This is a genomic window from Candidatus Infernicultor aquiphilus (assembly GCF_002784285.1).
In the GTDB taxonomy this organism is placed as follows: Bacteria; Atribacterota; Phoenicimicrobiia; order Phoenicimicrobiales; family Phoenicimicrobiaceae; genus Infernicultor; species Infernicultor aquiphilus.
The window spans coordinates 1-13,029 of sequence record NZ_PFKO01000171.1; the positions used below are offsets into that span (position 1 = coordinate 1).

13 protein-coding genes and 1 pseudogene are annotated in these 13,029 nt (G+C 36.0%); all 14 read left to right on the forward strand.

Going from position 1 to position 13,029, the window contains the following annotated elements:
• Nucleotides 1-292: pseudogene (locus COZ07_RS04670) on the forward strand (GntR family transcriptional regulator); the annotation flags it as partial.
• Complete coding sequence (locus COZ07_RS04675) at nucleotides 289-531, forward strand: ferredoxin family protein (protein WP_406607423.1); 243 nt, start codon at nucleotides 289-291, stop codon at nucleotides 529-531. The pseudogene COZ07_RS04670 and the gene COZ07_RS04675, both read left to right, overlap by 4 nt.
• A complete protein-coding gene (locus COZ07_RS04680) occupies nucleotides 524-1,678 on the forward strand; it encodes a 2-oxoacid:acceptor oxidoreductase subunit alpha (protein ID WP_406607424.1) in 1,155 nt (384 codons plus the stop codon). Before COZ07_RS04675 ends, COZ07_RS04680 begins: the two co-directional genes overlap by 8 nt.
• Complete coding sequence (locus COZ07_RS04685) at nucleotides 1,675-2,502, forward strand: 2-oxoacid:ferredoxin oxidoreductase subunit beta (RefSeq protein ID WP_406607425.1); 828 nt, start codon at nucleotides 1,675-1,677, stop codon at nucleotides 2,500-2,502. Before COZ07_RS04680 ends, COZ07_RS04685 begins: the two co-directional genes overlap by 4 nt.
• Nucleotides 2,502-3,071 carry a 2-oxoacid:acceptor oxidoreductase family protein gene (locus COZ07_RS04690; RefSeq protein WP_406607426.1) on the forward strand — a complete coding sequence of 190 codons (570 nt, stop codon included), beginning with the start codon at nucleotides 2,502-2,504 and terminating at the stop codon, nucleotides 3,069-3,071. The genes COZ07_RS04685 and COZ07_RS04690 overlap by 1 nt, the downstream gene beginning before the upstream one ends.
• A gap of 18 nt (nucleotides 3,072-3,089) precedes the next feature.
• A complete protein-coding gene (locus COZ07_RS04695) occupies nucleotides 3,090-3,947 on the forward strand; it encodes a sulfide/dihydroorotate dehydrogenase-like FAD/NAD-binding protein (RefSeq protein WP_406607427.1) in 858 nt (285 codons plus the stop codon).
• Nucleotides 3,947-5,377: an NADPH-dependent glutamate synthase gene (gene gltA / locus COZ07_RS04700; protein ID WP_406607428.1), complete on the forward strand. Its 1,431-nt coding sequence runs from the start codon at nucleotides 3,947-3,949 to the stop codon at nucleotides 5,375-5,377. Before COZ07_RS04695 ends, gltA begins: the two co-directional genes overlap by 1 nt.
• Before the next feature lie 46 nt (nucleotides 5,378-5,423).
• Nucleotides 5,424-6,728 (forward strand): Glu/Leu/Phe/Val dehydrogenase, encoded by a 1,305-nt coding sequence (locus tag COZ07_RS04705; RefSeq protein WP_406607429.1) that lies wholly within the window; start codon nucleotides 5,424-5,426, stop codon nucleotides 6,726-6,728.
• A gap of 253 nt (nucleotides 6,729-6,981) precedes the next feature.
• Complete coding sequence (locus COZ07_RS04710) at nucleotides 6,982-7,791, forward strand: Asp23/Gls24 family envelope stress response protein (protein ID WP_406607430.1); 810 nt, start codon at nucleotides 6,982-6,984, stop codon at nucleotides 7,789-7,791.
• Between the two features lie 211 nt (nucleotides 7,792-8,002).
• The gene (locus COZ07_RS04715; RefSeq protein WP_406607431.1) at nucleotides 8,003-9,682 is read left to right on the forward strand and encodes a methylmalonyl-CoA mutase; all 1,680 of its coding nucleotides are present in this window, start codon (nucleotides 8,003-8,005) and stop codon (nucleotides 9,680-9,682) included.
• 19 nt (nucleotides 9,683-9,701) lie between these two features.
• Nucleotides 9,702-10,097, forward strand: a complete 396-nt coding sequence (locus COZ07_RS04720; RefSeq protein WP_406607432.1) for a cobalamin B12-binding domain-containing protein — start codon at nucleotides 9,702-9,704, stop codon at nucleotides 10,095-10,097.
• Nucleotides 10,098-10,264: 167 nt separating this feature from the next.
• Nucleotides 10,265-11,224 carry an ArgK/MeaB family GTPase gene (meaB, locus tag COZ07_RS04725; protein WP_406607433.1) on the forward strand — a complete coding sequence of 320 codons (960 nt, stop codon included), beginning with the start codon at nucleotides 10,265-10,267 and terminating at the stop codon, nucleotides 11,222-11,224.
• A complete protein-coding gene (mce, locus tag COZ07_RS04730; protein ID WP_406607434.1) occupies nucleotides 11,221-11,625 on the forward strand; it encodes a methylmalonyl-CoA epimerase in 405 nt (134 codons plus the stop codon). The genes meaB and mce overlap by 4 nt, the downstream gene beginning before the upstream one ends.
• Before the next feature lie 320 nt (nucleotides 11,626-11,945).
• The coding region (locus COZ07_RS04735) for an acyl-CoA carboxylase subunit beta (RefSeq protein WP_406607435.1) at nucleotides 11,946-13,029 on the forward strand (1,084 nt) is incomplete at its 3' end.

Here is a 13,029-nt window from a genome sequence, read left to right on the forward strand (position 1 = left end):
TATTACCGATAAATTTGCTCAAAGAGTTTTTCAATCTATCAGAAAAGCTGGTATAAAATGTTTAAGTTTTAAATTTGCTACCTTTAATAGTAAAGATGAATTAAAGAAATTTTTAGCAGATTTAGATATTATAATCACCTCTCCCGGAAGAAAAAAGGAAGTAGAAAAATTAATTTCCCCCCAAACTCCCCTTATTGAGTTTATTTATGTTCCCGATAAAGGTTCTATAAATATGTTAAAATTAGCCATTTTAGATCTTAAAAGTGAAGGAGGTAGGATAGAAAAAAAATGAAGCAGAAAAAATTAGTAGAAATTTACCAAAATAATTCAGTAAAGATATCAGTGGACAGAGAATGGTGTAAAGCATGCGGTATCTGCATCGAATTTTGTCCTAAAGATGTTTTAATTCCTGATAATCAAGGGAAGCCTATCCCTGAAAATATTGATGCTTGTATAAAATGCAACCTTTGTGAATTGAGATGCCCAGATTTTGCTATTACAGTAGAAGGAGTGAAAGAGAAAGATGAATAATTTAAAAAAGGAAAAAAATATAAAGTTATTACAAGGGAATGAAGCCTGTGTTGAGGGAGCAATATTAGCAGGAGTTAGATTTTTTGCTGGTTACCCCATTACCCCCTCTACAGAGATAGCCGAAGGGATGGCTCGGAGGTTGCCCCGCCTGGGAGGAAAATTCATTCAGATGGAAGATGAGATAGCCAGTATGGCTGCGGTAATTGGTGCCTCTATAGCTGGATTAAAATCATTAACTGCTACTTCCGGACCGGGGTTTTGTCTGAAGCAAGAAAATATAGGTTTTGCTGCTATAAATGAAATACCCTGTGTAGTAGTAGATGTTCAAAGAGGAGGGCCAAGTACCGGCTTACCTACTAAGCCTTCTCAGGGTGATATGATGCAAGCAAGATGGGGTACCCATGGAGATCACCCCATTATAGCCCTGGCTCCTTCTACCGTTAATGAAATTCTCACCTTAACCATTAAAGCAGTTAATTTTAGTGAAAAATATAGAACTCCGGTTATTTTACTTCTTGATGAAGTAATTGCCCACATGAGAGAAAAAGTAGAAATACCGACCCAAAAAGATATTGAAGTAATAGATAGGAAAAAACCTACTGTTCCACCCGAAGAATATTTACCTTTTAAACCCGATTCAGATGGAGTCCCACCTATGGCTAACTTTGGTGAAGGGTATCGTTATCATATAACTGGCTTAATTCATAATTATAAAGGTTTACCTACTTCTAACTCCCAAGAAATAGATGCTTTTATAAGGCGTTTACATAATAAGATTCAGAAGAATGTGAAGGATATTATAATTAATGAAAAGTATTTTTTAGATGATGCTAAGATTGCTTTAATTGCTTACGGCTCGGTGGCAAGAGCTGCTGAAAGGACGGTAAAATTAGCTCGAGAAGAAGAACTAAAAGTAGGATTATTAAAATTATTGACCATTTGGCCCTTCCCCTTTGAAGAAGTAAATAGATTGGCTCAACAGGTTGATTTAATTATCGTTCCAGAGATGAATCTAGGACAGATGGTGTTAGAGGTAGAAAGAGCTGCTCAAGGAAGATGTCGAGTCGTATCTTACAGCCGAGTGGATGGTGAATTAATTAATCCGATAGAAATATTAGGGAAAATTCAGGAGGAGATAAGCAAATGAAGACAGTAATTGATGATTATATTAGAGAAGAGATGTTTCCTCATATGTGGTGTCCTGGATGTGGAAATGGTATCGTATTAGGAGCTATAATACGGGCTATAGATGATTTAAAGTGGGATAGAGATAAAATTGTAATGATTTCTGGCATAGGTTGTTCCAGCCGAATTACTGGTTATGTAGATTTTTGCAGTATGAATACCACTCACGGTAGGGCTTTACCCTTTGCCACCGGAATAAAAATGGCTAATCTTGATTTAAAAGTAGTGGTAGTTATGGGAGATGGTGATTGCTCTGCTATTGGAGGAAACCATTTTATCCACGCTGCTCGACGCAATATTGACCTGACTGCCATCATTATTAATAATATGATTTATGGAATGACTGGAGGACAATATTCTCCTCTTACTCCTACCGGTAGGTTTGGTACTACTGCCCCTTATGGGAACATTGACCAAGCTTTCGATTTAACCAGTCTGGCTATGGCAGCAGGGGCAAGTTATGTAGCCCGAGGAACAGTTTATCATGTTAGACAATCAATTTCATTAATGAAGAAAGCTTTAGATAAAAAAGGATTTTCAGTAGTAGAGATGATATCTGATTGCCCTATATCTTTTGGTAAAATGAATAAAATGCGCACAGCGGTAGAGATGCTAAAATGGATAAAAGATATAGCTGTTTCTAAAAAAGCTTGGGAGAACCTTTCTGTAGAGGAAAGGAAGGAGAAATTTGTTATTGGTGAATTTTTGGATATAGATAGGCCAGAATATAATGAACGATATAATGAGATCATCAAAAAAGCTCAAAAAATGGGGGGTAATGAATAATGAAAGAAAGGATTGAAATCTGTTTAAGTGGAGCTGGTGGCCAGGGATTAATTTTAGCCGGTATTATCCTGGCAGAAGCAGCTGGCATATATGACAGAAAAGAAGCAGTCCAAACCCAATCTTATGGGCCAGAAGCCAGAGGAGGAGCTAGCAGGTCAGAGGTAGTTATAAGTAATAATCCAATAGATTATCCTAAAGTTATAAAATCGGATATCCTTTTGGCCCTAACCCAAGCAGCTTGCGATAAGTACGTTAAAAATTTAACTAAAGATGGTATTTTAGTGGCTGATTCTTCAATGGTAACCCAAATTCCTTCTATCTCTGCAAAGGTATACCAATTTCCCATTACTGAGACTGCCCTGAAAAAATTAGGAACTAAATTAGTTACCAATATTATTTCCTTAGGAATAATTGTAGGATTAACCGAAGTAGTTTCAACAGAAGCCATTAAAAAGGCTGTTTGTGCCAGAGTTCCTTCCAAAGTAAAAGAAGTAAATGAAAAGGCCTTACTCTTAGGATTTGATATTGCTAAAGATCTAAAATCAGAAAAATGCGAAGATAAATACTAATAAAATTGGGGAGGAAAAATGTATAAGATAATTAAAAAGGAAAGATTACATGATACTATCTATTCGATGTGGATAGAAGCCCCAGATGTAGCTTCATCGGTCCAACCTGGTCAATTTATAATTTTGATGATCCAGGAAAAAGGAGAACGAATTCCCTTAACGGTAGCCGATTTTGATCGAGAGAAAGGATTAATTCGGATTGTTTTTCAAATAGTAGGTAAAACTAGCGAAGAACTTTCTACTTTAAAAGAAGGAGATAAACTATATTCTTTCATTGGACCATTAGGTAAAAAGACTGAGATTGCCCTTTATGGAAAAGTAATAACTATAGGTGGAGGTACAGGAATCGCCTGTATCCATACCATTGCCCGTGCCTTAAAAGAGGTCGGTAATGAAGTTATCTCTATAATTGGAGCCAGAACCAAAGATCTCATTATCATGGAAGAAGAGATAAAGAAAGCCTCTTCAAAATTGATAGTAACTACTGATGATGGTAGTTATGGGAGAAAAGGTTTTGTTACCCAAGTCTTAAAAGAGATCTTAGATAAGGATCAATCAATAAAGAAAGTATGGACTATTGGCCCAGCAATAATGATGAAGGTAACCTGTGAGACTACTAAACCATATTCGGTAGAGACTATAGTTAGTTTAAATTCTGTTATGGTAGATGGTACCGGAATGTGTGGTTCATGTAGAGTTACTATTAATGGGGAGACCAAATTTGTTTGTACCGATGGCCCTGAATTTGATGGACAATTGGTAGAATGGTCAGAATTTGCCAATAGATTGACTCGCTACCAAGAGCAGGAACAAAAATCTTGGGGAATTTACCATAAACCTACTCATACCTGTAGATATGGAAAGGAGACAGAATAATGGCGGAGATGATACCGATTAAAGAAAGAATGAAGAGAACTCAAGTGCCTATGCCTGAACAAGAGCCTAAAGAGAGGATTTATAATTTCAAAGAAGTCCCTTTAGGTTATACCAAAGAACAAGCTATTTATGAAGCCCAAAGATGCCTCCAGTGTAAAATTCCTAAATGTATGCAGGGTTGCCCAGCTGAGATTAATATCCCTCAATTTATTACCAAGATTGTGGAGGAAGATTTTGCTGGAGCTTATTTTGAAATACTAAAGACCGATAATCTTCCTGCTATAACCGGGAGGGTATGTCCTCAGGAAGAGCAATGTCAAAAATACTGTATCTTGCAAAAACAGGAAAAACCTATAGCTATTGGCAGATTAGAGCGCTTTGTCGCGGATTGGGCTCGAGAGAATAACGTCCACGGGAGATTACCAGAATTAAAGAGAAAGAATCAAAAAGTAGCGATAGTTGGTTCTGGCCCAGCCGGACTTACTTGTGCGGCTGATTTAGCTAAGTTAGGTTATAAAGTAACCCTTTTTGAGGCACTTCATAAACCAGGAGGGGTGCTAATTTATGGTATTCCAGAATTCAGACTACCTAAATCGATCGTAAAATATGAAATAAATGAAATTGAAAAAATAGGAGTGAAAGTAATAACTAATCTTATAGTTGGTGCAACCATTAGTGTAGATAAATTAGCTCAAGATTTTGATGCTATATTCCTGGCTAATGGAGCTGGTGCGCCTCGATTTATGAATATTCCCGGTGAAAATCTTAATGATGTTTATTCTGCTAATGAATTTCTTACCCGTTCCAACTTAATGAAGGCTTATGCCTTTCCCGAATATGATACACCTATTAAAATTGGAAAAAGAGCAGCTACTATCGGTGCAGGAAATGTAGCTATGGATTCGGCGCGTACTGCTTTAAGGTTGGGAGCAGAGGAATCTTATATTGTTTATAGAAGGTCAAGAAAAGAGGTGCCAGCTCGAGATGAAGAAGTAAATCATGCTGAAGAGGAGGGCATAATATTTAATTTTCTCACTCTTCCGGTTAAGATTTTAGGAGATAAGCAAGGCAAGGTAAGCGGAATGGAATGTCTGAAGATGGAATTAGGTGAACCTGATGAATCAGGCCGAAAGAGTCCTAGAGCTATTGAAAATTCTAATTTTACTATTGAAGTAGATATGGTTATTGATGCTATCGGTACTTCTGCCAATCCCATCATAGCTCGAAGTGCCACTGGAGTTGAAACTAATAAATGGGGTTATTTCATAACTGATGAAAAGACTAAAGCTACTACCAAAGAAGGAATTTATGCTGGCGGAGATATAGTTCGGGGTTCAGCTACGGTAATTTCAGCAGTAGGAGATGGCAAAATAGCCGCAAGAGCAATCAACGAATTTTTATCTTTGGGTAAGAGTTTGAGAAAAAAATAAAATATGTAAAGCGTAATAAAATTATTTTTAGGAGGATTTTAATAAAATGTCTAAAGAAATGAATCTTTTCGAAATGGTGCAGGCTCAATTTGATCATAATGCAGAGAAACTTAATCTTGATCCTGCCTTACGAGCATTTATGAGAGAACCGGAAAGGCAATTACAATGTACTATTCCGGTAGATCTGGATGATGGTACTACTAAAACCTTTACTGGTTTTAGAATTCAACATTCTACTGCACGGGGGCCTGCCAAAGGTGGGATCCGTTTCGCTAAAGATGAAACCATTGATATGGTACGAAGTTTAGCTACTATGATGACCTGGAAATGTGCGGTAGTAGATATCCCTTTAGGAGGAGCTAAAGGTGGAATCATCGTGGATCCGAGAGAATTGTCCGCTAGAGAAACTGAAAGGCTTTGCCGGGGTTGGGTGAGAAGAGTTTATGATTTTGTTGGCCCAGAAATGGATGTCCCTGCCCCAGATGTCGCTACTAATCCCCAGGATATGCTCTGGATAATGGATGAATATGATACTATTACTAGAAGCAGGAAACCTGGATTTGTTACTGGTAAGACGGTAGGAGTAGGAGGTTCTTTAGGCAGAACTGAAGCTACTGGTTACGGAGTGATTTATTGTGTTAGAGAAGCTCTCTCGAGATTGGGTATCGATTTTAAAGCTGCTACTGCTTCTATTCAAGGTGCAGGTAATGTTGCTTGTTATGCGGTGGAGAAATTTGTCCAATATGGCGGCAAAGTAGTAGCGGTTGCTTGTTGGGATTCTAATGCTAAAAAAGCCTATACTTATAGTTGTGAAAAAGGGATTGATCCTAAAAATTTATTTGCCCCTGGTACTTTAGATAAATTTGGAACTATTGATCCCCAAAAGGCTAAATCTTTTGGTTGGAAACAAGAAGCTGGTGATGCCTGGTTAAAGAAAGAAGTAACTGTTATTATTCCAGCAGCCTTAGGTCAATCGGTCACTCAGGATAATGTAAATGAGATTAATTTTGATTCAGTTAAGCTGTATGCTGAAGCAGCTAATTCTCCTACTACCTTAGAAGCAGATGAAGTATTAAAAGAGAAAGGTATCTATGTTATACCTGATTTTCTTTGTAATGCTGGTGGGGTAACTGTTTCTTATTTTGAACAGGTTCAAAATAATATGAATTATTATTGGCCAAAAGATGAGGTCTTGGAAAAATTGAATAATATTATGACTGGTGCTTTTAAAACGGTAGCAGATTTAGCCAGGGAAAAGAAATGCTATACTCGTGATGCAGCTTATTTTATCTCTATTCTACGAGTGGCTAAAGCAATAGAAGGAAGAGGCTGGGTAAAACCTAAGAAATAAAAATTTTTAATTAAAAATACTCAAGAAAAATTTAGTATATAATATCTAGTATCTCGTATTTCGTGAAGAGAATAGGAGTCAGTAGCCAGAATAAAATAGTAATATGTAATGAGTGATGTGTAGGGGTTTGATTTATCAAACCCGTAAAAATGCGGGGCGGATTAATCCGCCCCCTACAAATGCTTATTTAACTATACGCTAAACGCTACTCGCTATACGATATACAAAAAATGCTAGTACGAGGTAAAGAAAAATGAAAATATTTGCCTTAATAGGGGGAAGTGGGACGGGGAAAAGTTATAAAGCCCTGTTGGTTGCTCATAAATATAATATAAACTATATAATCGATGATGGACTTTTAATTAGGAAAGATAAGATATTAGCTGGATATTCTGCCAAAAAAGAAAAGAACAGAATTCAGGCTATTAGAAGAGCTATTTTTGAAGAGACTACTCATGCTCAAGAAGTAATGGAGGCCATAAAAAAAACTAAACCAGCTAAGATATTGGTTATAGGAACTTCAGTTAGAATGATAGATAAAATTATTAAAACTTTAGGATTGCCTCCTTTTAAGAGGATTTTAAAAATTGAAGATATTTCCACAGAAAAAGAAATTGAAGACGCAAAACTCAGTAGGTTAAAAGAGGGTAGACATGTTATCCCTTTACCGGGAATTGAAGTGCAGAGAAAATTTCCAGTAAATATATTGGAATCATTAGAGATATTTTATAAACGTAGATATAGTAATAAAAAAATTGGCGAGAGGGTAATAGTAAGACCACCATTTAGTTATTATGGGAAGTTATATGTATCTGAAAATGCAATTTTAGATATAATTGTTTATACTCTAAAAGATTTTAAAGAAGTTGTAGAATTGGGTAAGTCCCAAATCAATATCCAGGAGGAAGGCATTCTGGTCAATATTAATCTAATACTTCGATATGGAGAAAATATCCCTTCAGTCGGATTAAAAATTCAAGAAAACCTTAAAAGGGAATTAGAATATATAACTGGTATAAATGTTAATTTGATAAATATTTTTGTTTACAATTTAAAATATTAAAAAAAAATTGCATAACAAAGTGGTATATAAAGTAAAGCGTAAAACCAAAGCTTAAAACTTAAAATTAAATTAAAAGACAAGGCAAATAAAAAGTTTTGAATTTTGAATTATGGTTTTTCGCTGTAAATTTTTAGTTTAGTATGGTTGGGTCTCGACGAATCGATCCCGAAGGAAATACTATATACTGTACTAAATAATTGAGAGGTGTGAAATGTTCAATGCAGAGGAGATAAATAAAATAAAAAAATCAAGACTAAAATGGGAGAGTAATACTTTAAAAAACACTCTACCATTTTTTTCTGAAAGAAAAGATAAGTTTGTTACTGGTTCAGGGAAAGAAGTTGCTCGACTCTATACTCCTGAAGATTTGGAAGAATTTGATTATAATACACAGTTAAATTTTCCTGGTCAATATCCTTATACCCGTGGCGTTCAATCAACTATGTACCGAGGTCGACTATGGACCATGCGTCAATATGCAGGTTTTGGTACGGCCGAGGAATCAAATAAGCGTTATAAATATTTGCTAGAACAAGGACAAACCGGATTAAGTGTTGCTTTTGATTTACCCACTCAAATTGGATATGATTCGGATCATTCTATGGCACTGGGAGAAGTAGGAAAAGTAGGAGTAGCCATAGATTCCTTAAAAGATATGGAAATGCTATTTGATGGGATTCCTTTAGATAAAGTGAGTACCTCAATGACCATAAATGCTCCAGCCAATATACTTTTAGCTATGTATATTGTAGTAGCAGAAAAACAAGGGGTTTCTCTAAATAAACTTAAAGGAACTATTCAGAATGATATTTTAAAAGAATATATTGCTCGAGGAACTTATATCTTTCCTCCAGCTCCTTCCATGAGATTAATTACTAATATTTTTGAATTTTGTTTTCGAGAAATGCCTTTATGGAATACCATTAGTATTAGTGGATATCATATTCGAGAAGCAGGAGCAACGGCAGTTCAAGAAGTAGCCTTTACTTTAGCTGATGGAATAGCTTATGTCGAAGCAGCTATAAATATTGGATTAAAGGTAGATGATTTTGCCCCCAGGTTATCCTTCTTCTTTAATGCTCATAATGATCTATTGGAAGAGGTAGCAAAATTTAGAGCAGCTCGTAGGTTATGGGCAAAGATTATGAAAGAGAGATTTGGAGCTAAAAATGAAAAATCTTTAATGCTAAGGTTTCATACTCAGACCGCTGGGTGTACTTTAACTGCTCAGCAATCAGACAATAATATTATCCGAGTTGCCATGCAAGCTCTTGCAGCAGTATTAGGGGGAACCCAATCTCTTCATACTAATTCTCGAGATGAGGCTATGGCTTTACCTTCTGAGGGTTCGGTAAGAATTGCTCTTAGAACTCAGCAAGTTTTAGCATACGAAACTGGCGTAACTGAAACAATTGATCCTTTAGCTGGATCTTATTATATTGAATTTTTAACTAATGATATTGAAAAGCAAGCATTAAAATATATTGAAAAAATCGATAAGTTAGGTGGTGCTTCCCGCGCCATTGAACAGGGATTTATGCAACAAGAGATTCAGAATAGTGCCTACCGATATCAGGAAGAGATTGAAGAAGGCAAACGAATAGTAGTAGGAGTAAATAAATTTAGAATTAAAGAAAAACCACCTAAAGGTCTACTAAAAGTCGATCCAGAAGTTGAACATCATCAATTAATGAAGATTAAAAAACTAAAAGAAAGCAGAGATAACCATAAAGTAAAAGCAACTTTAAATGCATTAGAAAAAGCTGCTCAAACAGAAGCTAATTTAATGCCTTTTATTCTTGATTGTGTTAGATCATATGCTACGCTCGGGGAAATTTGCACTATACTTAGAGGAATATTTGGTGAATATAAAGAGTCAATAAAGCTTTAAAAGGTAGAGGTTTTAAAATATGGATAAAAAAAAGATTAGAGTACTAGTAGCTAAACCTGGTCTAGATGGCCATGATCGAGGGGCAAAAATTGTAGCAAGAGCCCTAAGGGATGCTGGAATGGAAGTAATTTATACCGGATTAAGACAAACTCCTGAACAAATCGTTGAAACTGCTATCCAGGAAGATGTAAATGTTATAGGATTAAGTATTTTGTCAGGAGCCCATACCCATCTTTTTCCAAGAATAATGGAACTTTTAAAAGAAAATAAGGTGGAAGATATAGTCGTAATTGGAGGAGGAGTAATTCCGGAAGAAGATATTTATGAACTTAAAAAAATCGGTATAGCCGAAGTATTTACTCCCGGGACTAATACTAAGGATATAATTAAATTTATTCAGGAAAAAGTAAAATAAATGATAGCGTAAAGCTAAGAGCGCAATACGCAATACGCAAAACCAAAGTGCAAAGCTTAAAACTAATAAACAAATTTTGAATTTTGAATTATAGTTTTTCGCTTCTCTGCCTGTGCGTTGCACGCAGACAGGTCGTTTTAAGTTTTTACTTTTAGGATATGTGTTTTATGGAGATGATAGAAAAAATAATTAATGGTGATCGTAAAGTTGCTGCCAAGCTAATAACTTTAGCAGAAAATGATTTTAACCAGGCTCAAAATATTTTAAAAGAGCTGTATAGTTATACCGGCAATGCTTTAGTAATTGGTATAACCGGCCCTCCTGGTGCAGGAAAAAGCACCATAACTGATCAACTGACTAAAAGTTTACGTAAGCAGGGTAAAACTGTAGGAATTGTAGCTATAGACCCTACCAGTCCATTTACGGGGGGAGCATTATTAGGAGATAGAATTAGAATGCAAGATTTAAGTACTGACCAGGGTGTTTTTATAAGAAGTATGGGTACGCGGGGCAATTTAGGTGGACTATCCCCAGCAACCCAATCAACGGTTAGGATTTTAGATGCTTTAGGTAAGGATATAATATTCATTGAAACAGTGGGAGTAGGTCAAGCAGAAGTTGAGATAGTTAAAGTAGCTGATATGGTAGTACTAATTACCATGCCAGGGATGGGAGATGACATTCAAATCATAAAAGCCGGGATAATGGAAATTGGAGATATCCTGGTAGTTAATAAAGCGGATAAAGAAGGTTGTGAACGTTTGGTGACCGAAATAGAAATGATGTTGGATTTCAACCCAAAAAGCAAATGGCGTCCACCTGTTTTAAAGACTATAGCTATAGATAATATTGGAATACAAGAACTTTTACAGGAAATTAATAATCATCTAAAATATCTAAATGAAAGTGGAGAGTTAGAACAAAGACGTCAGGAGAGTGCTAAGAAAGAGATATTTGACCTTATCCAGGAAAAATGGAAGGAAATACTTTCGTCTTCGATTAATAATGGATTTTTGAATAAGATAGCAGCTAAGATAGTAAAACGTGAAGAAGATCCATATACGGCAGTAAAGAAACTATCAAATATATTAATACATTCTTATACTCAAGGAGGTATGAATAAATGATTAAAAAGATAGATCATATTGGAATTGCTGTAAAAAGTATTGAAAAGACCAGTGAGCTTTTTAGCAATATACTTGGTCTAAAAGTTGTCGGAGAAGAAATTATAGAAGAACAAAAGGTTAAAGTTGTCTTTTTACCCTTAGGAGATAGTGAGTTAGAATTATTAGAATCTACTTCACCTGATGGTCCTGTGGCGAGATTTATCGAAAAAAAGGGGGAAGGAATTCAACATATCGCTTTTAGAGTGGATAATCTTGAAAAGATATTAGAAAAACTGAAAGAGGATGGAATTAGATTGATCGATGAAAAGCCAAGATATGGTGCAGGCGGAACTAAGATAGCATTTTTACACCCTAAGAGTACTAATGGAATTCTTATTGAATTAAGCGAAAGAAATGAGTAGAGAAAATAGAAGTCAGTAGAAAATAGTAATATGTGATGAGTGATGAGTAGGGGTTCGATTCCTGTCTGCGTGCGAACCTGTCTGCGTGCGGACACGCACAGGCAGGCACGCACAGGCAGGTATCGAACCCGTCTGAGTCTAATTCGTATCTTGTATTCTAGCGTTTAGCGGATAGAATTGAATAGGTGGTGTAGGGGTTCGATTTATCGAACCCGCAAGGAATCGGGGCGGATAAATCCGCCCCCTACAAAAAAGTACTATATAAACCTGTCAAAGGACCCTATCCTGACAGGACTGGAGAAAGGTGGTAGGATAATTTAATGGAAGTTTCAATTAATGATTTAATGAAAACTTTAAGAGAAAAAGAAGAAAAGGCAAAGGCAGGCGGCGGAGAGAAAAGAATAAAAGCTCAGCATGAGAAAGGTAAACTTACTGCTCGAGAAAGGATTGACTTCCTTTTAGATAAAGATAGTTTTGTAGAGCAGGACCTTTTAGTTGAGCATAGATGCATTAATTTTGATATGGATAAAGTAGAAGCTCCTGGAGAAGGGGTAGTAACTGGTTATGGGACTATTGATGGAAGGTTGGTCTATGTCTTTGCTCAAGATTTCACGGTTATGGGCGGTTCCTTAGGAGAAATGCATGCTAAAAAGATATGCAAAATAATGGATATGGCTATGAAGATGGGGGCACCTTGTATCGGTATTAATGATTCTGGTGGTGCTCGTATTCAAGAGGGAGTGGATTCTTTAAGTGGCTATGGGCAAATATTTTATCGAAATACTATTGCCTCAGGAGTAATTCCCCAAATATCCATAATTGTTGGGCCGGCTGCTGGAGGAGCAGTTTATTCTCCTGCTATAATGGATTTTGTATTTATGGTAAAGGATATAGGGATAATGCATATTACTGGACCAGAAGTTATAAAGGCAGTTACCGGTGAGGTAGTAAGCTCAGAGCAGTTAGGGGGAGCAATGACTCATAATGTAAAGAGTGGAGTAGCTCACTTTGCTGCTGAGAATGAAGAAGAAGTTTATCAGATGGTAAGAAAATTGATCAGTTTTATCCCTTCTAATAATCTAGAAAATCCTCCGATAGTAGAAAATAAGGATGATCCTAATCGAATGGAAGAGGCTTTATTAAATATTGTGCCGGTAGATCCTAATAAACCTTATGAAATGAAAGATGTAATAAAATATATTGTAGATGAAGGGGACTTTTTTGAATCCCAATCTTATTTCGCCACAAATATCATTACTGGATTTGCCAGATTAAATAGTCATTCTATAGGTATTATTGCTAATCAACCAAAAGTATTAGCTGGTTGTTTAGATATTAATGCCTCCGATAAAGCCTCTCGTTTTATCAGATTTTGTGATGCTTTTAATATTCCTATTTTAACTT